Here is a 25989-nt window from a genome sequence, read left to right on the forward strand (position 1 = left end):
CGCTCCTGGGCGGCGTTCAGTTAGATGAATGAGAACGTTATCACTTCGTCTAGCATTGTACATTTCTCGCGTCAATTGGTCGGGAGAATTTCGCAGCTAGACTGGTTTCCTGTGCCGTTCCGCGGAGGATCTCCACCGTAATCTTTCCAATATCGATTGCTGCCGCATGGCCGATCGCGCCGTAGTACTGACAGGTAGCAGCCGCCGCCTCTGCAGCATCGCGGAGAATATTCTGAGGCGCCTCTTCCTTAAGCAGGCCGAATAGCGTTCTGGCGATGAAGGTGTCGCCCGCGCCCAGGGTATCGACGGGTTCGACCAGCTGCGCCGGGGTGCGGTAGGAGACGGTGTCGCTGTGAAGCACGGCGCCGGCTCGACCACGAGTCACCAAAACCCACCTTGAACCACATGCAAGAAGTTCGGATGCGATTGCAGCCAATTCATTGTCGTCGAGACCATCACCCGAGACGGAGGCCAGATAGCAATGAGGCCCAATCTCGAGTCGATGTCCCGGGTCCCGCCGCGTTGAAAAATCGTAAGATAACAGTGCTTTACTCGATACCGCAGCAACCCATGGGTCTAACCCGCTGGATTGGCCAATGTGAACGGCCTCAAAGCCCGAGAGAAAATGCAGATCTTCTTGCGTCGGCGTGAACATCGAGACGCCGAGGTCGAAGTCCAGGAAGATCCGATCGGCGTTTCGGTGACCTATGAGGCAATAGGCGGTCGGCCCTTCAAGGCGCCGCAATCGGGTGACGCCCACGCGCTCGGACTTGAGTGCGGCGTGGATCAAGTCCCCTGCCCGGTCTTTGCCGATCGCCCCAACATAGGCCGACTGCCCGCCGAAGCGGCTGACATAGACCGAGACATTGAGGCAATTTCCGCCAGGATACATCTCGCCGCGAGCGAGATAACAATCGACCACGTTGTCGCCCATCGCGGCAATCTTGACCATCGCAGGACTTTCAGTTTAAAGGATATGAGAACGTTCGCACAATGGCCTGCCATTTGTCAATTGTGCGCCGGCCCAAGCTCTATCATCGAGAAGAGGACCCTCATGATTTCCGCCCTTCCCGCCGACGTAGAACGCACCCTGACCGCTACGGCGGGCAGGCAGTTTTCGCACCTGTTTCTCGTGGCGTGCGGCGGCTCGCTCTCGATCATGATGGCAGGCAAATACTTCGTCGACCGTCGCAGCGGCACATTCGCCTGCGACATCTACAACGCGGATGAGTTCGTCTGCCGAGACCCGCGACGGTTGGGACCTGACACGCTCGTTGTCCTTTGCTCGCAGACCGGAACCACCAAGGAGACCGTCCGAGCGGCCAATCACGCAAGAAATCGAGGCGCAACGACAATCGGCATGACCCTTGACCAGGTATCGCCCCTCGCGCGCGCCGTCGACCACCCTGTGGCGTACCAGGCCTCCTACACGACGGGCAAACCGATCGATGCAGCCCGCAGCAATTACGGCGTGCTCTACACGTTGCTGGCCGGCCTAATCGATGCTCGGGAGAATGCTGGGCTGACCGCCGATCTGCTGATGAGCCTGAGCCATCTTCAGCCGGCGATCGAACGTGCGCACCGGACCTATGCCGCCCGGTTTCAGGCCTTCGCACCCCGTTTCGCGCCGCGCAAAGCGATCTACACACTGGCCGGCGGTGCCAGCTATGGTGCGGCCTATTCGTACGCCATCTGCGTGTTGATGGAGATGCAGTGGTTCGACTCGCAAGCCATACACGCCAACGAATTCTTTCACGGCCCATTTGAGGTGGTGGACCGGGACGCTTGCTTCGTGGTCTTGCTGGGTTTGGACGAAACGCGGAGCCTTTCCGAACGCGCCCGCGATTTCCTTTTCAAGTACGGCAGCCGGGAAAACATCCTGGTGCTCGATGGAGCGGAACTCGACCTCAGCGGTATGTCCGAACACATCAAACCCTATCTCGTGCCCTTGGTCTTCTTCGACAGTCTATGGCGTTTTGCCTACGAGCTGGCCAGTCTGCGCGGCCGGCCAATGCTTGAGGGCCGGCGCTACATGAACAAGCTCACCGACTATTAGTTCCGCCGCACTCTGCAGCGATCCAACAACCCCCAGCCCGTCTTCTGCGAAGAAGGATTTCTCTATGACTGCATCCCCAAAGCCGCGCCATGTCGTTGTTATCGGCGCGGGCATCTTCGGCATCTCTTCTGCGTTGCACCTTGCTCGTCTTGGCGTTGATGTAACCATTGTCAACGACGGCGCGCCGGCCAACGGTGCATCCGGCCGTTCACTTTCCTGGCTGAACTCAGCGCGACGTGCCGACACTGCCTACCACCGATTGAGGCTTGCAGGCATCGACCGTTATCGGACCCTGGCCGCCACAAGGCCGGAAACGGCGTCGTGGCTTCGCTTTGACGGCGGCCTCACCTGGGATGCGGATGATGAATCGAACCAGATCGCGTCCGTCTGCCAGTTGGAGCAGGATATTGGTTATGACGCGCTTCTGCTCGGCCCTGCCGAAGTCGGTGCAGTGACGCCCGGCGTCAACGCCAGCGCAATCACCCCGCAGGGTGCCATCTTCAATCCTGGCGAAGGATGGGTTGACCTGCCCTCTTTGATCGATCTGCTGCTCAATGAGTTCCGCTCCCGCGGCGGCAAGCTTGTTCGGGACGCTGGGCGCGTGAGGATAAATGCCACAGGTGGTCGCGCGCGTGGCGTCGTCGCTGTCGATGGTGTGCCGGTAAAGGCGGATGCAGTGATCCTTTGCGTTGGGCCAGCGACGCCTGTCATGCTTGCGGAGCTCGGAGTCCATATCCCCGACGCTACGCCGATTTCACTCCTCTTGAAAACCAAGCCGATCAAGACCGAGCTCCGTGCCGTGCTGAATACGCCGCGCGTGGCGGTGCGTCCGACGCCGGATGGCGCACTTGTTTTGGATTCGGCATGGTCGGAGGATGAAGTCGTGGTCAACTCGGACGGCACCTACACCGTGCACGACAAGACCAAAAAAGGACTGCTCGACGAGGCCAGCGCCGTGCTCGAGGGCAATCCGCGGCTCGAACTCGCTACCTATGCAGTTGGCCCGAAGCCTATCCCTGGCGACGGCGAGCCAGTGCTCGGCTCCGTCGAGACCGTCGCCGGGCTTCACGTCGCCTTTAGCCACAGCGGCGCCACGCTTGGATTGATCGTCGGCGAATTGCTTGCCAAAGAAATCGCCTCAGGCAATCCGCATCCCATGCTCGCAACGTTCCGCCCTAGTCGTTTCAGCTGAAAGGGCAATTGGGGCAAGGCCGAACCGTCCAGATGGGCCGCGGGCCTGGAAGAGATGGGTGACAGGATCGCGTGATTAGGTTGTCGTCTTACGGCAACAGACACGGCGACGAGTGTCGGCGCTGCGCGTCCAAGCGCGACACGCCCAACGATGAATGCCCCGCAAACTATGGTCAGATAGCCACTCGCGATCCACTGGAGTGCGCTGACCGCGACAAGTTGCAAGCCTCCGCATCTGCGAAAACCAGATAACCGCGCACGATCAGAAGCCCCGTTCCACCAGAACGAACAATTTCACCTTGTTGAGAGACGGCCCGCCTTGCGGCGTGCGAGGGGTCGGCAGTGTCCAGGCCTAGTGACTTGACCAAGCCTTGACCAAGCGTCAGCATTGCGCCTATTGTCGCGTACAGCGATTGTCGGGCAATCCACACTCAGCTCAACGGCAATGAACACGGCTCGCCGCGAGGGCCCCGACGCGTACAAGGACAGGAAATGCCCATCACGGTGAAAGTTGGCGAGGCCAAGACGCATCTCTCGGAACTGCTTTCAAGGGTCGAAGCCGGCGAGGAGGTGATTATTTCGCGCGGCAACGATCCCATCGCTAAACTGTCGCGGATACAACGGCGCAACGATGTCGAAGCCGTGATCGAAGAGATCAGCGCTGCCCGCGCCCGCGCCAGGCCCGTGACGCAGGACGAAATTCGGGCCTGGCGCGATGAAGGGCGCCGCGCTTGATGGCGATCATCGTCTGATGCCTTTCGTTGTCGACCTTTCCATGGCGGCTGCCTGGATTCTTCCTGATGAAGACAGCGAGGCGGCGGCCGCCCTGATGCGACGATTGCCGGGAACAACGGCGCCTGTCCCTTCCCTGTTCTGGCACGAGGCGCGGAACGTCGTACTGATTGCCGAGCGGCGTGGCCGCATCGCGGCGGGCGAAGCTGCCACCACCATGGCACGGCTGCGCCGATTGCCGCTGGAGGACGCGGGCGGCGGGTCGGACGGCGCGGTGCTGACGCTAGCGGCTTCGCACGGGCTCAGCGCCTATGACGCCGCCTATCTTGCGCTGGCAATCGAAACCGAGTTGCCGCTGGCCACCCTCGATCGCAAGCTCGCACTTGCCGCGCGCCGCCAGGGAGTCCGAATTCTCGGGCCGCTCGCGAATGGAAACTGACCTCTTCGCTCGACCACCTGCCTATGTTGTTCGACGTGCCGAAGCCTTCGCGGCTCTCGATTCCGTGCTGCCCTTGGACCGCCGCGATTTTCTGGCCGAACTTTGACCGACAACGACCTGGCAACCTGCGCCATCTGGCCAGGAAGGCATTTTGTGCCCAGAGGGCGCTTGACCGCCGGTCGGCCCGAAACACGGTTAGGATCCTATTTGCGGAAAGAAACGGGCACAAGCGGCCTTGGCAGTTCGACAACCCGCCGATATGCGGGACAAGGGTGGCTGCAATGCTGGGGCCCAAAATGCTCCTGGCATGCCGCCCAGGTCGCCGGAGGACCGATAGCATTGACGCAGAAGGGGATCACTCTGAAAGAGGTGGCCGCCGCGGCAAACGTATCGCGGGCGACGGCTGCGCGGGCGCTCAACAGTTATGGTTACGTCGGCGACGAGACCGCGCTTCGCGCGGTCGAGGCAGCCGACAGGTTGGGCTATCGGGCCAAACGCGTCGCGCAGGCGCTGCGCAGCGGGCAATTGCCTCTCGTCGGCTTAACTGCCCCATATCGGCGAAAGACTTTGGGAAGAGTGAACGCCGCCGGTGTCTACGACTGCGACAGCTTGCCGATGCTAGGTCGCGTTGGCAAAAAATTTGCGACCAGGATCCGGCAAGGTATGGACGATATATTACGCGACCCTAATTAAACACTATGAGCCGTTTGCTGCTTAGCTTCGTCTCGTTGTTGTTTTCCACCACGCTTCTTTATGCGCAAGAGTGGCAGCCCTTCGGCGTCAAGCAGTTTGGCTTTGTATTCGATGTGCCCCCTGGCTTTGTTCTGACTCAGCGTTCCGATCAGGGGGCAGCTTTTCAGGGCAAAAACGGGGCCTTTCTTGCTGTTTGGGGCGCAAGGCTCGGAAAGGCCAGTTTCCGCGCCGAGATAGAGCATCGAATCGTCGAGGACGAAAAGGCGGGCTGGAAAGTGACCTATCGGCGCGTTAAGCCGACTTGGGCCAGTTATTCCGGCCTCAGGGACGGGCAAATCCGCTATGTACGCATCATTGCGATCTGCAATGACCGTGCGGCGCTCTTTACAATGAACTACAGCAGATCCGAAAAAATCCCGTACGATCCCGTCGTGCTGCGAATGGTGCGATCCCTAAGGGCGGAAGGCTGCTAAAGCCAGATCACGCTGTAGAAATATGGCATCTGCAGGGTGAAAGCGAGAGTGGGCCCCGAACCCGATCAACTGGCTCTCGCCCTGGAAGGCCTCGACGGCGATATTGCCCGCGGCGGGAGAGGCGAGCCAGCGTCGAGAGGTCGCCGTCCGAGCGACCGTCCGATCGTAAGACGCTGCCCGATCATCTTCCGCGCGAGAATGTTTTGCTCGACATCGGCGCACGGTCTGCACATGCTGGGGCGGCGCACCAGGGGTGAGAGCGTCAGCAACACGCTCGACTGGGTTCCGGCGCAGCTTTGCGTGGTCCGCATCACGCGACCCAAATGCGCGTGCCGTATCCGCTCACGGTCGAACCTATTCTGGATTCGACAACAAAAGTCAAATAGCGCATAATTTCGCCTAGAGTTGAGGAATTCATTCATGCGTGTGGGTGAATTTTCGTGCGAGTTGTCCGCAGTGCTTTTCTCGGGCTGCACGCCCGACTACTTGAATCACTACGATACGGTGACGCTCGCGGCGGCGATGCGTACCACCCCAATATGCTTTTACAGACCGTTGACCCGTTCAATCCGAACAGCAACAATATATCGAAGGCGGCGGCGCGCGCCGCTGCGATCGTCAATCAATTTTGTAGGCGTTTTCGGTCGCCCCGACGCAGCCATCGCGGCGCGGCGGCGGTGATTTGGACTCGGAGGCGGCAAGGGAAACAATCCGGTCGTGGCCGGTCTGGTAAATGTCACTGGCAGTGATTCCAACAGGCCCGACCGCGATCACGATGGCGTTGGGTGCGAGTGAAACGGTCTTGGACAGGTCTCGGTACGACAATCGCTCCGATCAATGGCGCCGGCGCACTGGAGCAAAGCTCCGGCGTGCCCGCCAACTGGCGGGCGTTCCGAAGCGGCTCGTCTTAGTGACGGTAGCCGCCCTGGCCGCCTTGATCACGCAGTTCGTCCTCCAGCACAGCGATCGCCTCCCCGAGACCAACCTCTCCAACTCGATCGGACCTACGACGGCCCCGATCGCCGGGGTAGCTTCGGTCATCGACGGCGACACGATCGAGATCCATGGCCACCTTATCCGATTTAATGGCATAGACGCGCCCGAGAGCCAGCAATATTGCCATGACGCCAAAGGCTTCGAATATGCATGCGGCCGTCGCTCCGCTGAAGCGCTGGACGGCTTCCTCTCGTCGTCAAAGCCGGTCCAATGCACGTTTGTGAGTTGGGATCGCTTTGGCCGTTATGTTGGCAGCTGTGCGCGTGCTGACGGCTCTGACGTTGCCGGTTGGCAGGTCGAGAACGGCCAGGCGCTTGACTGGCCTCGCTACAGCCACGGTGCCTATGCAGGACTGCAGGCGAATGCCCAAGCGGCGAAGCTCGGCCTGTGGGCCGGAACATTTCAGAAGCCGTGGGATTGGCGAGCACAGCATACAGCCACAGAACAGCAAACCAGCGCGCCCGTTTTCGCGCTTGGCAATTCCGGCTGCAACATCAAAGGCAATATCTCAGCGGACGGCGAGCGCATCTATCATCTGCCTGGGCAGAAGTTTTACACCGTAACCAAGATTTCCAAAGCGAGGGGCGAGAAGTGGTTTTGCTCCGAAGCCGAAGCTCGTGCGGCCGGATGGCGAAGATCAAAGCGATAACGAAAGCTTGGCGGATGAGTTTTCTCCCCGTTTCGTTGATCGCAATCCTATTTCGGCGCGACCGCCAACAATGACTGGCCATCTTGCTCGCAGCTCGCACCCATGACTATCGAGAAACGCCTCCTTGAACAGGTCAAGGATAAAACTCTGTGCGCAAAGCATCGGGATGGCGGAAACGTCTACGTCGCAGACTTGTTTTGTGCTGGGCGCTGCCAAGCGCGTTCCCAGCACTTGCGACCGGATTCAGGCGTTGAAGGCAGAACCAGAGAAGACACCGGAGCAAAAATTATCCAAACGGGGTCTGCGGGGTTGGGCGCCGCCTGAAGGACGTCGGCCAGCCATCAGGTATTTCGACGCGTCACGCTCATTCCATGTTGATTTGGCGATAAAGCATGGTCGAAACCGCGGCGGATGATGACTGGGGATACCGGAGCACGTCGGCAGCAAACGTTTCGGGCCAACGCCAGCTCTCTGCGGCCCCCTTTGTGCCTCGCCGCCGCGGCGTCATTGCCAGGCAGCCGGAGGGCAACGCCCCGCTCAGCGGCCCGCGTCCGATCCCGCGGCTGATCTCGCAACGCCGTCGGCCTTTCCGGGCACATAGCTAGGAATCTTGACTACAATGATGGAGAGAATGCCGATGATTGTGCCGGCGATCACATCTATCAAATGATGACCGCCTTCCGGCAGCGTGGCCACAATCATGGCGGCATTCACCAGGGCCAACACGACAAAAAGTGGCCGGATGGTCCGCGCGGCATAGACCACTGCCAATCCAAGTGCCGTGTGGAACGACGGGAACGTGACGAGCCCTGTGCCTTTAGTCATAATTAGATCAAACGGCTCGCCTGATCGCAGCGCCATAAGCACATTATGGTGCCACATTCCGGCATCAGTGGTGAAGTTCGAAAATAGCCCGGGCGCCGGCTTGAAATAGGCATAAGCGCCTTCTGCTGGCGCCAAAGCCATTAATGCGCCCGTGAAGACCGAGGCAACTGCTAGAAGAGCGACAAACTCCAGTGCTCGTTCTCGTTGGTTTCTCACCGCGTGGACTAACAAAACGAGCGGCATTTGAAACGCCAGCGCGTGATAAGCAAAAACCAGGACGGATGCTGTAGTCGGGTGGTTGGTCGTGGCAAGGAACCACTGCCAGTCGAAACCGAGGCCGGAATCGATAGAAGCTAGAACCGGGTCCGCCAGCGGCCTTGAGGTGGCCGACGCCAGATACATGAAGACGGTGGTTGAAATGGCGAGCGGAATGAATGCTGCTGCGGAAACGACTACGATTCTCAAGCAGCCACAAAGATATTTGATTACGCTGGCGATTGGGCTTGTGTCAGATCTCAATCTATGGAGCGCAATTGCGGATGCCATCCAAGATGCGCTGAGTACAAGGGCCACCTTGCTTAGGTCAATCCAGTTGCTCGGTGAAAAATCGACTGTAGAAAATGGCAACCAAAAAATGTCAATCAGCCCGAAAAGAGCTGTGACCAAGGCAATAATTACTAAGTGAGTTCGAGTTACAACACCCAGGTCAGCGAATGAAGCATTCCTAAGGGCGCCGTGCAAGATCACCAGGCACGCCCTTACATCCGTAGACTGCCGATGAGCATGGGGCACAGTCACTGCCACCAACACAATGAGGATAAAGATGGAATGAGCATTGGCGTGGTCTGCCCATAGGCTTTGTATTCGGGGAACGCTGCTCGCAAGACCCTCTCCTCGTTCACTAGCCGCCGATATTGGAAAGCGAGAGCAATGGCGCAGATTGCGACGGTCGCCCATGTCGCATTGCCGAGAAGAATGCCGAGCAGGACGATCGCTTCGCAGACGTAGAGCGGGTGGCGCACGATCTGGTAAGGGCCTGCCGTGACGAGCCGTCTGGCCTGCGCAGTGATGCTGAAGGATCTGCCGAGCCACCACAGGCACAAGATGCAAAGAGCGAAACCAACTATGGTGGTCAGGTCCGCAACAAACTCGATCTGCGGAGCTGCCTGGATGCGAGGGACCGCGATCAAAGTTGCAGTGGCAAAGCATCCGATGAGCGCAGAGATGCGGGGTTCAATTCCGTGCGCTGTTCCCAAGGGCGGAAGACGCGCCACTGTCATCACAATGACGAGCAGGAGAAAGCCGAGAGCGGCGACATCTGCGGTGAGATCGATAATCCACGCAACTGTCCATTCTGCGCGGGCAAGAGCTACCAAAAATGTTGCGGCTTTCAAAGTCGCACAGACCGTGAAGTAAAGCGTCATCGCTGCACGCCCGATGAAATCACGTATCTCTGGTGGAGGGAGCTTCATTGATTCTGGCCTTCGGGATCACTGGATAGACGAGTTGCTCGACGTAAGTTGATGGAATCGGATCATCGACGCCATAGCGCTCCGGGACAGCGTTACCGGGCAGGTACATCGTTCCGAGGAGCGCATCGATCAATGAAAGTTGACCCGCGAAGTTCTTGTCGTATGCGGCGCGCTCGTGAGCGTGATGCCAATGATGGAACTGGGGTGACGCGATCAACCACCGAAGCGGGCCGATGTTCAGCCTGACGTTGGCGTGTAGCAAAAGTCCGTGGACGTGAAAAATTATTGCAAACAGGGCGATCGCCGAGTTGCTGAAACCCAGTAGATATACAGGCACGAGTGACGCGCTCTTTGTCAGAGCCTGATCAACAGGGTGAACCCTGTGCGCTGCCAACCAGTCCAGTTCTTCAATGCTGTGATGAATCGAATGGAAGCGCCACAAAAAGGGAACGGCGTGAAAGGTGCGGTGGGCCAGGTAAAAGCCCATGTCCGCAATGACAATGATCTCCGACACCTGGAGCCAAACAGGCTGCGACGATACTGCGCTGCCGACGTAGGCCGGCACCAGCCGCCCCACCGTACTCGTTGCTAGCGTGATAGCCGCGATCAGGCCAAGGCTTATCGGGATCCCATTAAACAGCGCATAGATGAGATCGTTGAAGAAGGCTTTCCTGAATATCTTTTGATGGGGGCGCAGAGCGAACAGGTATTCGATCGGAACGAAGATCAGAACCGCAATCAAGAGCGCTTTGATATTCAGAATGTCCATACGGCGTCCCGCCGGCAAGACGTAATCCAAGCACTTCGCCAATTTGAGCGCAAGCTAATGGTTTTTCACAGCTTGATTGAAAGTTAGTTTGCGCGCCAAACATGTCAGACTGAGAGCCCGCCTAGAACCGTGCGTTGCCATAAATCTGAAGCCCTAGCGTGCAGATAGCAGCGATCGAGATCGGCACGCCGAAGGGGACGATGCCATTGCGACCCAGATGCTGAACGTAGAGGCGGAAGGCGCCTTCGGGCAGCATGAAGGGGTTCTTCACGACTAACGCAGTCGCAAGCGCGAAGACCAGCAACAGCACGGAAAGCACCAGGAGCCCGCTGCCGCCGATCAGAAACGAAACCACCGCCATCAGCTTGACATCGCCGGCGCCCACCTTGCGCATGGCCCAGAATGGGAAAAGCGCAACGAACAGCAGAAGTGCGGCAAGCGCGCTCAGGCCCATGTCCCACCACGACCCGGTCAGGATCGACATAAACTGCAGCGAACCCAGCCCAAGACACAAAAGCAGCAGCACGTCGCGGTTAGATATTTTTTGGGTCGTGAAGTCGAGCCATGCAATCCTTGCCAGCAAAGAAACCGCTAGCCCCTTCATCAGCAGCGCTCCGGCAAGCAACATGCTAGCGCCTTACCGTTCGAGATTCTTCACGCTGGACGACAGGAGCCGCAAATTGTTGGCGACGGTCGGATCGTTGGGAGCCAGTTCGTATGCTTTAAGGAAATTGCTGCGCGCGTCCTGCAGCTTGCCGCGCAGCAGATAGGAATAGCCGACATTGTTGTAATATTCGGGCGTAGGCCCAATCAGTCGGAAGGCCTGGCCATAAGCCCTGTCGGCGAGATCGAAGCGGTGGATGCGGTCGCTGCAGGCGGCCAGGCCCAGCCATGCGACACCATCGTTGGGGGCAAGTTGCGTCGCCTTGTAGAACAGGGCGCCGGCATTGCCATAATTTTCCGAGCGGAACTGGTTCTTGGCTTCGGCAACGGCCTGGTCGGAGGCATAATATTCGACGTCGCTGACCGTCTTCAGTCCGTCGAAGGCATCGCCGAAGGCAGTAAGCTCCACTTTCGCCGGCTCATTAGTGCGGACAACTCCCGTTGGGTCCGTCGCATTCGACTGACAACCGGAAAGCACGACAACCAGCAAACTGGCAGCGGCAACGAGCCACATTGGCCTTGTCATTTTATCCCCCAGGGATCTTTCCGATCCCGCCCCCAGACCAAAGCACATCCCTGTCTAGAAGAAAATGCCCTTCATTCGAATGATCACCGGAAGCATCACGACCATCATCACAACAGGAAAGATGCATAGCCCCAGCGGTATCATCATCTTGACAGGCAAAGCATTGGCGCGCTCCTCGGCGAAGAGAATTCTTTGTCCCCGCATTTCGTCACTGTAGACGCGCAAGGCATCCGTCAAACTGGTACCGAGCTCTTCGGATTGACGGAACAGCACGGCCAGCGCGCGCGCCTCCTCCAGTCCAACGCGGTCGGATAGTTCGCGCAGGGCCTCGCGCAACGGCTTGCCCGCGCGCAACTGAAGATTCATGATCGCGAGTTGGATGCCGAGCCATCTATGGGTGCCAGCCAGTTCGCTGCCGACACGCTCGACAGCCGCTTCGAGGCTCATGCCGGCATCGGCGCAGGTGATCATCATGTCCATGAAATCCGGAAAGCCGCGACGATAGATCTGCTTTTGTCCCTTTTCGAACCGATCGAGAGCGATGCTCGGAATGACGATGCATCCCAGCCCAAGCAGGGCAGAGCCTGCAAAGGCGACAAGACCGGGAAGTTCGGGTGGCAATATCCGCGACAGGAGCGCGTACGTCGCGGAAAAGCCAAGACAGACCGCGCCAAGGCGCGACAGAGTATAGATCAATGGCGCGCTTGACTGATAGAAGCCGGCGCGAAATAGTTTTGCGTCCAGCGCGCTGGGCTCGTCGCGTTCCTTTTCGATCGATCTGAAGTAGGCGTCGACCGGCCGCTGTGCTGAAATCTTGGCCAGTTCTTCCTGGCCCAAAAGCGAGCGGCGGTCGGGAATGCCCTCTGCCATCAGGCTTTGCGCAACCAGTTTCCTCGTCTGCAGCGCCGGCAAGAAGACGAGCGCGCCAACCAGGAAAAGCGCTACGGCCGCCAGGAAGACGGCAATGGACACCAGCAGACTCAGATCCTGGGTCACAACTCTATAGCTCCGCTCCCTCAAAAATCGAAATTGACCATACGGTACATGATGAAGTCGCCGAGCAGCGCCCAGAGCCCGAAAACCAGGAATACAGGCATGATCAAGGGGCTGCCCCACACATCACCGTAGTAGCTGGGGGCCAGGCCCGTGAGGATGGCGAGCATCAAAAGAGGAAACAGGGAAATGATCCACGCGGACATTCGCCCCTCGGCAGAGAGCGCCCTAATCTTCAGCCTAAGTTTGTGCCTTTCACGCAGCACCACTGAGAGATTCGACAGAATTTCGGTAAGGTTGCCGCCGGTCTTGGCCTGAATCGACAGCGACACCGACAGCAAATGCAGACCTTCGAAACCGACGCGCTGCGAGAGTTTTCGCACCGCGTTTTCAAGGCTGAGGCCAAAGGTGATCTCGTCGGAAACAATGCCGAATTCGGTGCCCAGTGGATCAGGCATTTCTCGTGCGACAAGGCTTATAGCCACGGAAGTCGGATGACCGGCACGCAGCGAACGCACGATCATCTCAAGGGCATCCGGCAATTGCTTCGCGAATTTCTGGATTCGCCTGGCGCGCGCGCGACGGAGAACCAGAAACGGCAGGACGAATCCGATGAGCAGAAAGACGATAAACGAAACCACGGCGGAGAAGTGCAGCAGGAACGCAAATACCAGTGCCAGGGCCAGTCCACCGAGAGTAAATGTCGCGACGAACGACAGCGGATTCCCGGTAACGCCAGATTGGGTGTACAGCCTGTTCAGGCCAACAGCATTGAAAAGAAAATCGCCAGAGCTGGTAAGCCCACGTTCTCGCAGCAATCGCTGCAAAGTCTGTTCGGCCGGAGCGTCATCGGCGAGCCGCTTCAGCCGACGGTTGATCGTGCTGACCGTTGAGTGCCGCTTGGAGTAAGTCACATACAGAGCCTCGGCTGCGAGGATGAGCGACGCAGCCGCCAGTACATAGATGAAGTAGAGCAATGTCTGGCCGGTCGGCATTAGAGCGGAACCTGTGGGTTGAACGCGTCCTTGGCGAACTGATGGCCAAGGGTCGCCGCTTCCTGGGCAAAGCGCGGACGAATGCCGGTCGCACGAAATTCCCCAACGATCTGGCCCTCGGCAGTCACATCGCGGCGGACGAAATGGTAAAGCTCCTGAACCTGTACGACATTGCCTTCCATACCGGTGAGTTCTGATATGGAAACAACCCGCCTTCCACCATCGGAAAGCCGTTGCGTCTGCACAATGACGTCGATGGCCGAGGCAATCTGAGCCCGTATTGAATCGTGGCTCATCGGCATGCCAGCCATACCGACCATCTGTTCCAATCGCGATATCGCATCCCGGGGCGTGTTGGCATGAATGGTGGTCATTGAACCTTCATGGCCGGTGTTCATAGCCTGCAGCATGTCGAAGGCTTCCTCGCCGCGCACCTCGCCGACGATGATGCGGTCCGGCCGCATGCGAAGCGCGTTTTTCAGCAATTCGCGCTGGCGAACTTCGCCCTTTCCCTCAACATTGGGCGGACGCGTCTCGAGACGGCCCACATGCGGCTGCTGCAGTTGAAGTTCCGCTGCGTCCTCGATGGTGATCAGGCGCTCCCTGGCTGGGATGTAGCTCGACAGGGCATTGAGCAGGGTCGTCTTGCCGCTGCCTGTGCCGCCCGAAACCAGGATCGACTTGCGGGCCTGCACGGCAATGCGCAACAGGTCGACCATCGGCTGGCGGATCGAATTAAACGCCATCAGGCGTTCGAGCGAATAGGGGTTCTTGGAGAACTTGCGAATCGAGACCAGCGGGCCATCCACCGAGATCGGCCGCACCGCTATGTTGACTCGCGACCCATCTTCCAGCCGCGCATCGACCATTGGCGCCGATTCATCGACGCGCCGGCCGATAGCCGAAACGATCTTGTTGATGACACGTAGCAGATGGGCTTCATCGCGAAAGCGGATCGCCGTCTCCTCTATGACGCCACGCCGCTCTATGAAGACTCGCTTGTGGGTGTTGATCAGAATATCGGAAATCGAATCATCCTTGAGCAACGGCTCGATTGGACCCAGCCCGAGCATCTCGTCAGCGGTGTCGCTGGTCAATTGGTCAAGTTCGCGGGCGTTAAGCGGCACGTTGCGAGCACGAACGAATTCCCGCACGATCGGGCGGATCTCGTTCAGAATTTCCTCCTTGGACGCACTTTCAAGGGCGGTCAGGTTGAAGCGGTCAATCAAGTGGCGGTGGAGTTCGACCTTGAGCGTGAGGAAATCATCCCCCGGCGATCCGAAGTCCGCAGAACGGGAGAGTGCGGGGACTGCCGGCACGATCGGATCGAGCTTCGGCTCGACCCGCGGCTCGCTTGGCCCTTTCGTGAATCGGCCCAGCATTTTGCGCTACCCCCTTGGACACGCGTTGGGGGAACCTAAACGTCAACCCCGCAAGACGGCAGCACCAAGCACTTCCACGAACTCAATGCTCTTGCACAGTTAACACTTAGGTCAAAAAAACGTCTCATCTATTCGAAGGAGGCGTCCTGCCGAAAGTATACAAGGGCCTGCCAAAACATTCCCCTGTGTCTTTTTGGCCACGATGGCCCCTTTCGGGCTCCGGCAAGCCCTTGGATATAATGGCATATGCCTATCCGCTAATATCGCCTCGCTTCTGCCACAGACGCAGCGAAATTGTGAATGGGTGGTTATGGATAGGCGAAAAGCAGGCAGAATCAACATCTTGCCTATAGACAAAACCTCGAAACGTTATTGCCAGATCAGGCAAGGCACAGGTGTAAAGAAGTTAAAGAACCTTAACTTATTTGACTCTGCTTTTTATCGGCCCCTAGGATTAAGTCGACGGAGGATGCTCAGGTATGCGATTTCATCCTTGGCTCGTCTCGTCAGGGTTTGAACCTCTAAAGGGAGAAATTGGCATGAAAAGGCTCATGACGATGACCCGGCAGTTTCGCGACGACGAACACGGCGCTGCCATGGTCGAATATACCATCCTGCTCGGCATCATCACTGTCGCAGTGATCGCCACCATCATTCTTGTCGGTGGCTGGGTTACCGGCCAGTGGACAACGCTCCAGGCGGCGCTGCCGTGATATCTTGATTGTCATCATCGACGCCAGGAGGTCTCCCGGCGTCGATCCAGGCGGTGGGTGAAGGAGTCTGGCGGGGAAAGAAAGTGCGTGCAAACACTGTCATTATGATCGTTCTCGCCGGCGTATTCGGCGTGCTCGCAGTGGTTCTCGCCAATATCTGGCTGACCAGTCAACGCAGCGCTATGGCGAAGACGGACGTGCCGCGCGACACCATTGTGGTGGCGGCCGTGTCTTTGAAATTCGGCGACACGCTGTCGGCCGACAAGCTGCGTGAAATCACATGGCCGGCCGGCGCGGTTCCGGCCGGTGCTTTCAAGACGACAAAAGATCTACTCGCTGGCGAAGGCACAAAGCAGGCGCTGCAGGCGATCGGCGCCAATGAACCCGTTCTCGCCACCAAGATTACCGGCCCCGGCCAGCGCGCCACTCTTTCGGCGGTGCTCGGCGAAGGCATGAAAGCTGTTTCCATCAGAGTCAACGATGTGCTCGGCGTCGCAGGATTCGTTTTCCCAGGTGATCGGGTCGATGTGCTCCTGACACGCACTGTGCGCAATCCTGGAGGTGCGGACCAGAGTTTCGTCGACGTGCTGTTGCAGAGCATGAAGGTGCTCGCCGTCGACCAGGTCGCCGATGAAAGCACGGACAGCCCGACGGTGGTGAAATCGGTGACCGTCGAGGCTAGCACCAAGGACGCCCAGAAGCTGACGCTGGCCGCCGGCGCAGGCCAGTTGTCGCTGGCGCTTCGCCAGGCAGCAGCCGGCAAGGACGAGATCACCCAACGCATCACGCTTTCCGACCTGACCGGCGAAACGCCGGCCGATGTCGCAGCCAGGCAGGCCGAACTCGCCAGGCAGGCGACGGCCGATGCTGCTGCGGCAGCCGAGCGCAAGCGCGCGGACGACAAGATCAATGGCCTGACGCGGGCCGTCGAACAGGTCGGGAGCCGGCTCGACGACTTGAGCAAAGCAAAGCCTGCTCCGGCCGTGACCTCGGCACCCGAAGCGCAAGAGGTCGTTAAGGAAGTGATCAAATATGTGCAGCCGGAGCCGTCGGCCCGTGCGACTATCGGCGTTTTTCGGGGCGTGAAGCTCGAAACATATGACGTACCGCGACAAAGATAGTTCTGGTATATGGGATAATGAGCGTCCGAAGAGTCGCCAAAAGGGGGAATGCAGATGCGAACGGTCCGGAAAACACTGGCAGCCGCCGCGCTGGCCTGTTCGGTGATATTACTGCCGATCGGCCTTGAGGCTGCGGCAGCCGATCGCCGCATAGACGTGTCGAACCCAAAGGTCCATCGTATCTTCCTGCCCATGTCGCAATCAGTGACGATCGAGGTGAACGCCACTCTTGGCGATATCGTCGTCGCCGACGAGAAGATCGCAGATGCCCAGCCGATGACAGACAAGACGCTCTACGTCATTGCCAAGGGCGCCGGTACCACCACCGTCAATCTCTTTTCCGAAGACAAGCGCTCGCTTGGCGTAATCCAGATCGAGGTGGGCGTCGACGTCAATGATATGGCGCAGGCAATTCGGCAGGTAGCGCCCAGATCGCGGATCGATATCGGTTCGGTCAATGGCAAGGTCCGGCTTGGCGGGCATGTGAAGGACGGCGCCACGCTGGCGTCGATCCTGGAAGTGGCCCAGCAATACGGTCCCGACGCGATTATCAATGCCGTTACCGTTGATGACAGCCAGCAAGTTAATCTGGAAGTGCGCGTGCTTGAGGCCAAGCGCAATGCCGGTCGCGACCTTGGTGTGTCGATCCGGAGCACGAACAACAGCGGAACGACCCGAACTGGAACAGGCATTGCCGCCGTCGATGAAGATAACGTGGTGCTCGGACCGGGCGGTCTGCTCACTGGCCTGCTGTCGAACACCAATCCATTCGCCGCGCTGATCACTCGCGTCATCGACAGCAACATCAAGGTCGATCTGATCATCGAGGCGCTTGAGGCAAAGGGTGTCGTGCGCATGTTGGCCGAGCCCAATCTCACCACACTTTCCGGCGAGTCGGCCAGCTTCAACGCCGGCGGCGAAGTACCCATCCGCAGCCTCAACAGCGATGGCCAGATCAACATTGTGTACAAGCAGTTCGGCGTGAATCTGCAGTTCACGCCAATCGTACTCGACGACGACAAGATCCATATCGAGCTAGCGCCGGAGGTAAGCGACCTGAACGGCTTCACGCCGGCCGGCGACCCGATCTTCACCACCCGCAAGCTGGCGACCGTCGTCGAGTTGCGCGACGGTCAGAGTTTCGCCGTCGGCGGGCTCTTGTCCAGCAAGAATACCAAAATCCAGAGGCAGGTACCATGGCTGGGCCAAGTGCCGATTGTCGGCGCGCTGTTCCACAATTCAAGCAATCAGAAGGAAGAGACCGAACTGGTCGTCATCGTCACCCCGCACATCGTTCGCCCGGTGAAACCCGGCGAGCAACTGGCGACCCCATTCGACAAGACACGGCCGGCCAACGACCCCGAATTTTTCGTGCTCGGCCAATTGGAAGTAACCAAGGACATGGTGCGCAAATATGAACTGGGCGAAGGCGTCGTCGGCCCCTATGGCCACATGCTCGACCTGAAATCCAAGGACAAGATGATCTATGTCAAGAAATAGGGTGTTGATCATGCTTTTGTGCGCCAGCGGGCTGACGGGCTGCGCGGACTATCTGAACCGCTACGACACGGTGACATTGGCCGCGGGCGACACCCAGAAATACAATTCGCTTCTGCAAACGGTCGACCCTCTCAATCCGGCATCGAAAAAAACCGCTATTGAGGGCGATGGCGCGCGCGCTGCTGCTCTGGCCCAGAGTTACAGGTTCCCACCGCCACCGCCGCCGCCGCCGGCGATCACGGTCAATGTCGGGACGCCGAAAGACTGAGCGGATTGAACGGAAGGATCGGCGCGTCAGGTAAACGAGGGATCCTGGCGTCAAGAAGCAAAAGAGCAAGGCCATGCTGCGTATTATTCGCGCGTTCTGGCACGATCAGAGGGGAATAGCGCTGATACTGGTCAGCGTCATGCTGCCGGCGATCATCGGATTTTCTCTGCTGGTGATCGACATGAGCCGGGTCAACAATCTGCATAACGATCTGCAGAAGGGGGCTGATGCGTTTGCGCTGGCAGGCGCGGCTGAGCTGGATGGGACGTCGAACTCTATCAGCCGTGCTGACAGGGCGATCGCTACGCTGGTAAGCAATCGATACACCTTCTCGACCGCCGGCCCTCCTCAAACGCTCGCTTCCGCCGGAGTAACACGCCGATATCTTCGCTCGTTGCCGGCCACCGACAATCTCCCCATTGTGCCCGCCAATGTGATCACCGACGAGCTGAATGACGCCAAACTTGCCCGTTTTGTTGAAGTCACTGTAACCCCGGTCGGGTTTGCCGCAATCTTCCCGGCTTCCTTCTTGTCATCCGGCGCCAGCAACAGTTTCAATGTCGGCGCAGTCGCTGTGGCGGGCTTCACCTCCGGCGTCTGCGATTTCACGCCGGTCTTTATGTGCAACCCCTACGAGACGGTGAACGGGACGAATGCAGCGGGCGGATACACACTTGAGCAAGCCATCGCAAATCCGGCTGTCCATCGTCGACTGATCGAACTGAGGAAGGTCGGAAACGGGGCTGCCGCTGGTCCTGGTAACTTCGGCTTCCTCGAACCTCCGGCCGGTGTGGGGAACGGTGCTCAAGCTCTCGCTCAGACGATTGCAACATCAAGGCCGGTTGGTTGCTACAGTTCCGCCAGCGTTAGCACGAAGACTGGCCAAAACGCCGGCCCAGTGCAAGACGCCTTCAATGTTCGTTTCGGCATTGCGGCAAGCGGCAACCATTTCGATAGTCCTGAATACGGTCCAGCCGCGAACGTCCGCAAAGGGGCAATCAAGACCCGAGGAAGCGCAAACCAATGTCCTTCCATGAACCAACTTTCATTCACCGAAGCTGGAACAATGGGCCTTCCACGCGACGCGACCACTCCATACCTCGGCGGCCGGATGGGCGATGGAAATTGGAATTTCTCAGGTTACTGGAGCACCAACTTTGGTTCCGCTGCCTACCCATCTTCATGGAATACGACCAAGCCGACGCGCTATCAGGTCTACCGTTACGAAATATCGGCCGGGTTGGTAGGCACGGCGTCGACCGGTGGAGAGATCGGAACGCCGTCGGCAGTTTGCCAACCCCCTGTCACGACGGTTGACCGTCGGTTGATTTACGGCGCGATCCTGAACTGCAATGCACTTCAAGCTGCCGGTAGCGATCTGTCCGGCCACAGCACGGATCTGCCGGTGGAAGCTTTTGGAAGCTTTTTACTCACTGAACCGGTTGCGTCGCCATCGGAAGACGCATCCGTGATGGTTGAATTGGTTGACGTTACTGGGGGTGGCGGCCAGGGCACGCTAGACAATTTCCTCCGCGACGAAGCTCAGCTTTACCGGTGATGGCGATGATTGGAACGCTATTGCGTCATCTCGATAGATTTCGATGCGACCAGCGCGGTGCAGTGCTCATCGAAATGACGCTGATCACGCCGCTGATGCTGATTTTGGCGGGTGGCGTGTTCGAGTTCGGCAATCTGATTCACGAAAAACTCCTGATGGAAGCCGGGCTTTCAGATGCAAGCCGCTTCGCCGCGCGCTGCAACAGCCAATTGTATACACAAGCGGGGCTTGCGGCGATCAACTGCGCCGACATTGCTGCAAATATCGCTGTGTTCGGCAATGCGGCGGGAACAGGCAGTGCACGCGTCAGCGGCTGGCAGAAATCGAATGTGACGGTGACAATCGCTGCCGCCGGTTCCTGCCATGACGCTGTGGTCGCCGGCGTCGCCCAATATCGATCAACCACCGCGCAGGTCTGTATCGTCACGGCTGCGGGTACCTTGGCTTATAGCGGGGTCGGCATGCTATCGATCATCGGCATCGGCCCGATCACGCTGAACGGCTCTCACGAGGAGCGGCTGATCCGGTTCTGATCATGATCAAGTGTTTTGCGGAATCGGACGACGGCGCGGCGATGGTCGAAATGACCATCGTTTCGACGCTGCTGTTTGCCCTTGTCCTCGGTTTCGTCGATTTCGCTCACGCCTTCTACCAATGGAACGCTGCTACCAAGGCGGTCCAGCTCGGCGCCCGGATGGCCTCGATTTCAGACCCCATTGCGACGGCCCTTGCGACTGCGGCGCCGACGACGACACCGGGTGCGCCAGTCGTTGCCGCGGCATATGGCCCCTTCGTCTGCACATATACTGCTGGCACAGGGGCTTGCACCAACGGGGGCGCATTCAATGCCGCCAACTTCAGCCGTGTCTTCCGCGGGGACACGGCAAACACCAACGATGATGCCTGTCCCCCACTCGCAGCAAATCAGCGGCCCGGGATGTGCCATTTCTTTCCGCGCTTGCGCCGCGACAACGTGGTGGTCACCTACAGCGCGACTGGCTTGAGCTATCAGACCCGGCTGGGCGGACCGGTGCCGACAATCACCGTAAGTCTTCAAAACGTGACCTTTCAGTTCTTCTTTCTGCAAGGGCTGATGGGCTTTGCGAACGTCACCATGCCGTCCATGCTAAGCACGGTTACGGGCGAAGACCTGAAGAGCACATCACCATGAACGCTATCAACACCAAGGTTCTCCCAACCAAACGAAAGCAGGTCGCCCTGTTCTCGTCGGATTCGCAGTTCAAGCATGACGTGGCGACGCGGCTCGATGCGCTGGCGATCTATGACGTCCGGATTTCCGAAACGGATGACTTTCTCAAAGGCCCGACCCCCGACACGCGGCCGGGCATCGTAATCCTCGACCTTGCCAATGGCGATCTGCTTGGCAAGCCCGGCATTGTCGAGGGGCGCGCCCTGTGGGCGGCCGTGCCGCTGATTGCGGTTTCAGACGAGCTGACCTCCGAACAGACGCGCATCCTGGTGCGCATGAACGCCTCGGACTGGCTGCACAAACCACTCGATGCCAAGGAGCTTCTGAATGCGGTCACCTTTCACGACACCGGCAACCAGGGCACCAAGAGCCGCATCATCACCTTCATCAGCGCTAGCGGCGGCGCCGGCGCCACGACGCTCGCTTTGTCGGCCGCGGACTTCCTGGCCTCGAAATCCGCCGAACGTGCAGCTTCGACCTGCCTCGTCGACCTCGACTTCCAAAGCGCCAATTGTGGCGCCTATCTCAACCTCTTCAACCAGTTCGACCTTGCCGGCATCATCGGCCAGCCGGATAGGCTCGATGTCGAACTGATGGACGTTATCAAGCTCTCGCGCCCGTCCGGCCTGACGCTGTACGCCTTCGAAAGGCCGCAACTGCCATTCGAGCCGCAGGGCGCGGATTTCGTGTTCCGGCTGCTGGACCTCGTCGCTTATCGCTTCGATGACATCGTCATCGACCTGCCCAACATCGAAACTCCCTGGCAGAATCCTGTGCTTTCCACGAGCGACGCGATCTTCATCGTGTTCGAGCTCAACGTCGCCTCGCTGCGGCAGGGCAAGCGGCTCTACAAGAAGATCCGCGATTTGCGCGGCAATTCCGTGAACATCACGCTGGTCGCCAACAAGCACAGACGCAAATGGTTCGGCAACCACTTTTCGCGCAGCGAACTCGAAAAGATATTCAAGGCACCGCACATCAAATCGGTTGCCTTGGACAATGCGCTGCTGACCGATGCGCTGAACCGAGCCATCATGCCTTCCGAGGTGGACGGGCGGGCACGCTTCAACAAGGATCTGAAGCGGATGTTCAAAGAGCGGCTCGATGACATTGCCCGGTAAATATCGCTTCGTTCCAACGCTTGCGGGCGCCTGCATCATGGGCCTGGCATTGGGGGCCTCGGCCTGGGACTGCGCCCCTGCCCGCTCCGCGCTATCGGACCAGCCGCCGCTGCCAGCCATGGGCCCCAGCCTGCGCAAGTTCGTTGTTTTCCAAACCGCGGAACAGCCGGGCACGATCATTATCCGCAAGCAGGAGAAGGCGCTCTATCTTGTGACCCGAGAGGGTGAGGCGCTACGCTACCAGATCAGCGTCGGGCGTGACGGATTTGGCTGGACCGGCACCGTTGAAGTGGGGGCGAAAACCGAATGGCCGGAATGGCGCCCACCGAGAGAAATGCGCGCGCGCCAACCGGAGCTGCCGGAGATGGTGCCGGCCGGCCCCTACAATCCGCTCGGCGCACGGGCGCTCTACTTATCCCGAGACGGGCACGACACGCTTTATCGCATACACGGCACCAACGACCCTTCAGGCGTTGGCTTCGACGGCACATCGGGATGCTTTCGTCTTACCAACACCGATGTGATCGATCTTTTCAGGCGCGTCTCGGTCGGTGCAAAGGTGGTGGTCCAATGACGATGATTAGCGACCCGGACATGCCGGCGATCGACGTTGGGCCGGCGACCCAACCTATAGAGCAAGCTGTCGCTGGGAAACCGAGCAATGCCAGGATGATCGGCGTTGTCGCTGCAGGCGCCTTGCTGATCACAGCCGCAAATTTAACAGCCGCGGTCTATCTCTTCCGCGGCATCAACGATCTGCGCTCTGTCGAAGGGAGGCTGGAACAGCTCGGATCGTTCGAGCAACGGATTGCGGCCCGGCTCGACACCGTCAATAACGGCTTTCAAAGCCGGTTCGAAAAACTGGACAATCAACTGCAGGGTAGCTTCAGCCAGATCAACGGCAGCATTGCCCGGATTGAACAGAACTTACCGCTGGTCCACGACGACGTTTCTAGCGTGGCGGAGCCTCTTGTGGAGACGAGCAGCGCCACGGCGGAGCCGCTCAGCGATCTCGATGGTGAAGAAGCGACCGAACGCAGTATCGGCGAAGCACCACGCCCGCCCAAAAGGAGGAGCGCAGCACCGGTGCCTCCTGCCCCAAGCTCCTCCTACCGGCGCATAGAGCAGCCTGACGGCAAGGTGTATTATCGCAAGATCGATTAGAGCGGGATACGGGAGCGTAGGGAATGCTTGCCAGAGAAGATCGTCCGCCGCTTTTGGCGTCGCGCGTGTCGCGACAGACGAATCGACGCTCGAAAGGGAGGCAAGACTTATTCGGTCATCCGGGGCATGATGTGCTCAGTCGACATCGAGACGGGTCGCAATGCGACTCTGAGTTACCTTTTGAAGCCGATCATCAAGGCGTCAGGAGATCATGAGTGAGCGCTATCGCCACCTCTCCCACCAATCGTGATCGGCTGCTTCTAACGATCACGAAAGAGGATTTCGGGCTGGAATTCCGGGTGGTCGCGCGTGGCGGCATACGCCGCGGCATCCGTCTGGAAAAGGCTTTCTGGATATCTCTGAAGCAGATGGCTGAAAGTAGGAAATGCACTATCGGCATGCTGATCGAGGAGATCGCCGAAAGTGCGACCAACACTGGTAACCTGACATCGGCGATACGGGTGGCTTGCATGAACGGGCTCGCCGATGAAAACATTGTCCTGCGGAAGCTTACATCGATCAGGACGATCAATGCCATATTGCTTGCCTGCCCCTCGCCCGCTTTTGCCTTGGCGTCATCGAAGAAGATCCTGACGTTCAATGCTTCGTTCCAGCAATTGGTCAAGCGTCAGTTGCCGATCGGAGCAAACAATGATGCACGACTAAATCTCAAGCTGGCGCTGGATCTTAATGTCGCCGACATCTTTGCCCAACTCGACGCCGGCGAAATACCGATCGCCAGCGGCTTTGTAATCGGGGCCGGCGAACGTCGGTATCGAGGTCAATTGAATATAGTACGGGCGCCCGTACCCGAACCGGAGTTGCTGATGGCGTTCGTCAACGGTTAGAGCTGCGGCCTCAGGGGAGCGAGGCTCAATCCGGGCTGAAGATGCTTCGTGTCATTTCGGGCCAATAGGAACTGTCTGCGCGCCTTCGCTTGGACCCGACCGCTATGGCCAGCTCGACGGCCCACGCCGCAGGAGCCGATTCTACCATCGCCAATCAACCGAATTCATTACAATGAAGGGCGACAACCTCGAAGAGAGAGGGCATGACGACGTACTGACGCCAGAGAAGGCTTGGCGAGCGGAAAAGCGGAATTGGATCCGAAGCGGGCTGATCGCCGCGCGAATCCGCGGGGAAAGCTGCGTCCAAGAAGAAATTTCGCAGGATCGAACACATGTGTTGGCTGGAAAATAAAAAGCTTATCCGCTCCGCGAAGCTCATTGCCGAGGCTGAGCATGCCGAACGTACCGAAAAGACAGCAAGACTGAGATCGCTTCGGATGGCAGCTCAAAGCGACCTGAAGGTTCCGTTCGTTGAGGAACTCGATTGCTCTTTACTTGTCGCCGCACTGACTAGAGGCGAATTATCGGCTGAACCTTCCGACGGCCTGAATGATCGCATTGGCAGGGGCCGAGCAAGGACAGCGGGCAAAAACCAGTATTCCTCCGCGCTCGCCAATTCGAATTAGCGAGTGTTCCCTCGTCCGATGATTCAGAAGGCGATCTTGACACCCGGCTTGCCGCAGACAGTGGAACTGTCTTGAGACCACTTGCCGCGAATTTCACTGCTGAGCGTGGTCGATTGAGCGTTGAACCCAGACGACATTGCGACATTGCGACGAGAAGTCTGCGTCTTCAAACTCACTCTCTCTGCCCTCAACGCTTGCCGTGTTGGAATAGCCTAAGCGCTCCTGGATATCCGCTCGCGCATACGGGCTGATCATCATACCGTCACCGAACAGAAAATCGGCGCAAACTCCAGGTTCGAACTTGACTGCGCCAAACGACAAACGGCTCTTTCGATACGAGACCTGAGCCCGTCAACAGCGCAGCCTTGGCAAGTTATTGGCTACCCTGCAGACGGGCCATTGGGTCCCATTTCCATCATCGATGCCGCAGCTTTGATGTTCGCTGCACCTTGGGTTCGCACGCCTACAAGTTCGGTCTCCATGCTGTTCTCCATTGGCCGCCAGTCTCTGGAGGATTAGCTGTCGTGGCCTACTTCATAGTCGCTGCCGATAATTAGTCTAGAAGCTGTGTGGCAAGGTACTTGCGTTCGTGGGATCGAGTGTCATCATCCCTCATGACCAAGGATGAAGCGGAACAGGCCGTTCGCTATTTCTGTACGAAATGGGCTGAGGAGCGCGGACTTCCTCATGCGCCTGAGAATCCAAATTTTTCCGACTTCTTTTCCTGGCTTGAGCAGAAGTCTCCTGGCCACCTGAAATTCCGGAGTAGCACTCCAGTGCGCGATGACGTGGAGCGATGGTTTGTCGATGAATTCAAGCAGGGCTGGCGCTATTAATTTTAGCGGTCTTCCTTACGGTGACCTGCCACTGAATTTTCATCCGGCTGCAGTTAGAGCCTCGGCGGGTTTTACGCCGTATGGCGCGGGTTGAGCAACGGGTGATCGGCGGAGCTGGTCGGGGTTGCGCAGCCGATCGTCCGTTGCGGTGAGATTGGCGGCATAAGCCG

31 protein-coding genes and 1 pseudogene are annotated in these 25989 nt (G+C 58.6%); 22 read left to right on the forward strand and 10 right to left on the reverse strand.

The window, feature by feature from the left end; all coding sequences use genetic code 11:
* Positions 1 to 49: 49 nt before the first annotated feature.
* Positions 50 to 952: a PfkB family carbohydrate kinase gene (locus tag NKI95_RS20635; protein ID WP_352719120.1), complete on the reverse strand. Its 903-nt coding sequence runs from the start codon at positions 950 to 952 to the stop codon at positions 50 to 52.
* Positions 953 to 1054: 102 nt separating this feature from the next.
* Here NKI95_RS20635 and NKI95_RS20640 point away from each other — a divergent pair, with 102 nt between their 5' ends.
* From NKI95_RS20640 to NKI95_RS20675, 8 genes are all read left to right on the forward strand, one after another.
* The gene (locus NKI95_RS20640; RefSeq protein WP_352719121.1) at positions 1055 to 2056 is read left to right on the forward strand and encodes an SIS domain-containing protein; all 1002 of its coding nucleotides are present in this window, start codon (positions 1055 to 1057) and stop codon (positions 2054 to 2056) included.
* A gap of 64 nt (positions 2057 to 2120) precedes the next feature.
* Positions 2121 to 3248: an NAD(P)/FAD-dependent oxidoreductase gene (locus tag NKI95_RS20645; protein ID WP_352719122.1), complete on the forward strand. Its 1128-nt coding sequence runs from the start codon at positions 2121 to 2123 to the stop codon at positions 3246 to 3248.
* Between the two features lie 491 nt (positions 3249 to 3739).
* A complete protein-coding gene (locus NKI95_RS20650; protein ID WP_352719123.1) occupies positions 3740 to 3982 on the forward strand; it encodes a type II toxin-antitoxin system Phd/YefM family antitoxin in 243 nt (80 codons plus the stop codon).
* On the forward strand, positions 3963 to 4418 hold the full coding sequence (locus tag NKI95_RS20655) for a type II toxin-antitoxin system VapC family toxin (RefSeq protein ID WP_352719124.1): 456 nt from the start codon (positions 3963 to 3965) through the stop codon (positions 4416 to 4418). Before NKI95_RS20650 ends, NKI95_RS20655 begins: the two co-directional genes overlap by 20 nt.
* Before the next feature lie 339 nt (positions 4419 to 4757).
* Positions 4758 to 5111, forward strand: coding sequence for a LacI family DNA-binding transcriptional regulator (locus NKI95_RS20660; RefSeq protein WP_352719126.1), 354 nt, complete (start codon positions 4758 to 4760; stop codon positions 5109 to 5111).
* Positions 5112 to 5116: 5 nt separating this feature from the next.
* A complete protein-coding gene (locus tag NKI95_RS20665) occupies positions 5117 to 5584 on the forward strand; it encodes a hypothetical protein (RefSeq protein ID WP_352719127.1) in 468 nt (155 codons plus the stop codon).
* 231 nt (positions 5585 to 5815) lie between these two features.
* Positions 5816 to 5977 carry an IS66 family transposase zinc-finger binding domain-containing protein gene (locus NKI95_RS20670; RefSeq protein ID WP_352719155.1) on the forward strand — a complete coding sequence of 54 codons (162 nt, stop codon included), beginning with the start codon at positions 5816 to 5818 and terminating at the stop codon, positions 5975 to 5977.
* A 340-nt stretch (positions 5978 to 6317) separates the two neighbouring features.
* Complete coding sequence (locus tag NKI95_RS20675; protein ID WP_352719128.1) at positions 6318 to 7229, forward strand: thermonuclease family protein; 912 nt, start codon at positions 6318 to 6320, stop codon at positions 7227 to 7229.
* A 537-nt stretch (positions 7230 to 7766) separates the two neighbouring features.
* Here NKI95_RS20675 and NKI95_RS20680 read toward each other — a convergent pair.
* Positions 7767 to 8456 (reverse strand): phosphatase PAP2 family protein, encoded by a 690-nt coding sequence (locus tag NKI95_RS20680; protein WP_352719129.1) that lies wholly within the window; start codon positions 8454 to 8456, stop codon positions 7767 to 7769.
* Here NKI95_RS20680 and NKI95_RS20685 point away from each other — a divergent pair.
* Complete coding sequence (locus NKI95_RS20685) at positions 8455 to 8739, forward strand: hypothetical protein (protein WP_352719130.1); 285 nt, start codon at positions 8455 to 8457, stop codon at positions 8737 to 8739. The two genes, NKI95_RS20680 and NKI95_RS20685, sit on opposite strands and share 2 nt — an antisense overlap.
* Before the next feature lie 109 nt (positions 8740 to 8848).
* Here NKI95_RS20685 and NKI95_RS20690 read toward each other — a convergent pair whose 3' ends face one another.
* The 7 genes from NKI95_RS20690 to NKI95_RS20720 all read right to left on the reverse strand — a co-directional run bounded on the left by NKI95_RS20690 (position 8849) and on the right by NKI95_RS20720 (position 14854).
* Entirely contained in the window at positions 8849 to 9478 is a 630-nt protein-coding gene (locus tag NKI95_RS20690) for a methyltransferase family protein (protein WP_352719131.1), read from the reverse strand.
* A gap of 19 nt (positions 9479 to 9497) precedes the next feature.
* Positions 9498 to 10325, reverse strand: coding sequence for a sterol desaturase family protein (locus NKI95_RS20695; RefSeq protein ID WP_352719132.1), 828 nt, complete (start codon positions 10323 to 10325; stop codon positions 9498 to 9500).
* A gap of 91 nt (positions 10326 to 10416) precedes the next feature.
* The gene (locus NKI95_RS20700) at positions 10417 to 10923 is read right to left on the reverse strand and encodes a prepilin peptidase (protein WP_352719133.1); all 507 of its coding nucleotides are present in this window, start codon (positions 10921 to 10923) and stop codon (positions 10417 to 10419) included.
* Between the two features lie 9 nt (positions 10924 to 10932).
* On the reverse strand, positions 10933 to 11484 hold the full coding sequence (locus NKI95_RS20705; protein ID WP_502909219.1) for a tetratricopeptide repeat protein: 552 nt from the start codon (positions 11482 to 11484) through the stop codon (positions 10933 to 10935).
* A 54-nt stretch (positions 11485 to 11538) separates the two neighbouring features.
* Positions 11539 to 12480 (reverse strand): type II secretion system F family protein, encoded by a 942-nt coding sequence (locus tag NKI95_RS20710; protein ID WP_352719135.1) that lies wholly within the window; start codon positions 12478 to 12480, stop codon positions 11539 to 11541.
* A 20-nt stretch (positions 12481 to 12500) separates the two neighbouring features.
* The gene (locus NKI95_RS20715) at positions 12501 to 13472 is read right to left on the reverse strand and encodes a type II secretion system F family protein (RefSeq protein ID WP_352719136.1); all 972 of its coding nucleotides are present in this window, start codon (positions 13470 to 13472) and stop codon (positions 12501 to 12503) included.
* Positions 13472 to 14854, reverse strand: coding sequence for a TadA family conjugal transfer-associated ATPase (locus NKI95_RS20720; protein ID WP_352719137.1), 1383 nt, complete (start codon positions 14852 to 14854; stop codon positions 13472 to 13474). The genes NKI95_RS20715 and NKI95_RS20720 overlap by 1 nt, the downstream gene beginning before the upstream one ends.
* Before the next feature lie 539 nt (positions 14855 to 15393).
* Between NKI95_RS20720 and NKI95_RS20725 the strand changes: the two genes are divergently transcribed.
* From NKI95_RS20725 to NKI95_RS20785, 13 genes are all read left to right on the forward strand, one after another.
* Positions 15394 to 15567 (forward strand): Flp family type IVb pilin, encoded by a 174-nt coding sequence (locus NKI95_RS20725; protein WP_352719138.1) that lies wholly within the window; start codon positions 15394 to 15396, stop codon positions 15565 to 15567.
* Between the two features lie 83 nt (positions 15568 to 15650).
* A complete protein-coding gene (gene cpaB / locus NKI95_RS20730) occupies positions 15651 to 16688 on the forward strand; it encodes a Flp pilus assembly protein CpaB (RefSeq protein ID WP_352719139.1) in 1038 nt (345 codons plus the stop codon).
* 54 nt (positions 16689 to 16742) lie between these two features.
* Complete coding sequence (locus tag NKI95_RS20735) at positions 16743 to 18188, forward strand: type II and III secretion system protein family protein (protein ID WP_502909220.1); 1446 nt, start codon at positions 16743 to 16745, stop codon at positions 18186 to 18188.
* Between the two features lie 10 nt (positions 18189 to 18198).
* On the forward strand, positions 18199 to 18456 hold the full coding sequence (locus NKI95_RS20740; RefSeq protein ID WP_352719156.1) for a hypothetical protein: 258 nt from the start codon (positions 18199 to 18201) through the stop codon (positions 18454 to 18456).
* Between the two features lie 73 nt (positions 18457 to 18529).
* Positions 18530 to 20014 (forward strand): TadE/TadG family type IV pilus assembly protein, encoded by a 1485-nt coding sequence (locus NKI95_RS20745; RefSeq protein WP_352719141.1) that lies wholly within the window; start codon positions 18530 to 18532, stop codon positions 20012 to 20014.
* Positions 20015 to 20076: 62 nt separating this feature from the next.
* Positions 20077 to 20547 (forward strand): TadE/TadG family type IV pilus assembly protein, encoded by a 471-nt coding sequence (locus tag NKI95_RS20750; RefSeq protein WP_352719142.1) that lies wholly within the window; start codon positions 20077 to 20079, stop codon positions 20545 to 20547.
* A 2-nt stretch (positions 20548 to 20549) separates the two neighbouring features.
* Positions 20550 to 21185, forward strand: coding sequence for a TadE/TadG family type IV pilus assembly protein (locus NKI95_RS20755; RefSeq protein WP_352719143.1), 636 nt, complete (start codon positions 20550 to 20552; stop codon positions 21183 to 21185).
* Complete coding sequence (locus tag NKI95_RS20760; protein WP_352719144.1) at positions 21182 to 22345, forward strand: CpaE/TadZ family protein; 1164 nt, start codon at positions 21182 to 21184, stop codon at positions 22343 to 22345. Before NKI95_RS20755 ends, NKI95_RS20760 begins: the two co-directional genes overlap by 4 nt.
* Positions 22329 to 22919 carry a L,D-transpeptidase gene (locus NKI95_RS20765; RefSeq protein WP_352719145.1) on the forward strand — a complete coding sequence of 197 codons (591 nt, stop codon included), beginning with the start codon at positions 22329 to 22331 and terminating at the stop codon, positions 22917 to 22919. Before NKI95_RS20760 ends, NKI95_RS20765 begins: the two co-directional genes overlap by 17 nt.
* Positions 22916 to 23509, forward strand: a complete 594-nt coding sequence (locus tag NKI95_RS20770; protein WP_352719146.1) for a hypothetical protein — start codon at positions 22916 to 22918, stop codon at positions 23507 to 23509. The genes NKI95_RS20765 and NKI95_RS20770 overlap by 4 nt, the downstream gene beginning before the upstream one ends.
* A 215-nt stretch (positions 23510 to 23724) precedes the next feature.
* Entirely contained in the window at positions 23725 to 24357 is a 633-nt protein-coding gene (locus NKI95_RS20775; protein WP_352719147.1) for a ribbon-helix-helix domain-containing protein, read from the forward strand.
* 332 nt (positions 24358 to 24689) lie between these two features.
* Entirely contained in the window at positions 24690 to 24983 is a 294-nt protein-coding gene (locus NKI95_RS20780; protein ID WP_352719148.1) for a hypothetical protein, read from the forward strand.
* Positions 24984 to 25597: 614 nt separating this feature from the next.
* On the forward strand, positions 25598 to 25819 hold the full coding sequence (locus tag NKI95_RS20785; protein WP_352719149.1) for a hypothetical protein: 222 nt from the start codon (positions 25598 to 25600) through the stop codon (positions 25817 to 25819).
* A gap of 39 nt (positions 25820 to 25858) precedes the next feature.
* Here NKI95_RS20785 and NKI95_RS20790 read toward each other — a convergent pair.
* Positions 25859 to 25989 (reverse strand): annotated as a pseudogene (locus tag NKI95_RS20790) (IS3 family transposase); the annotation flags it as partial.

It is taken from the genome of Mesorhizobium sp. M0306 (genome assembly GCF_040321655.1).
Taxonomy (GTDB): domain Bacteria; phylum Pseudomonadota; class Alphaproteobacteria; order Rhizobiales; family Rhizobiaceae; genus Mesorhizobium.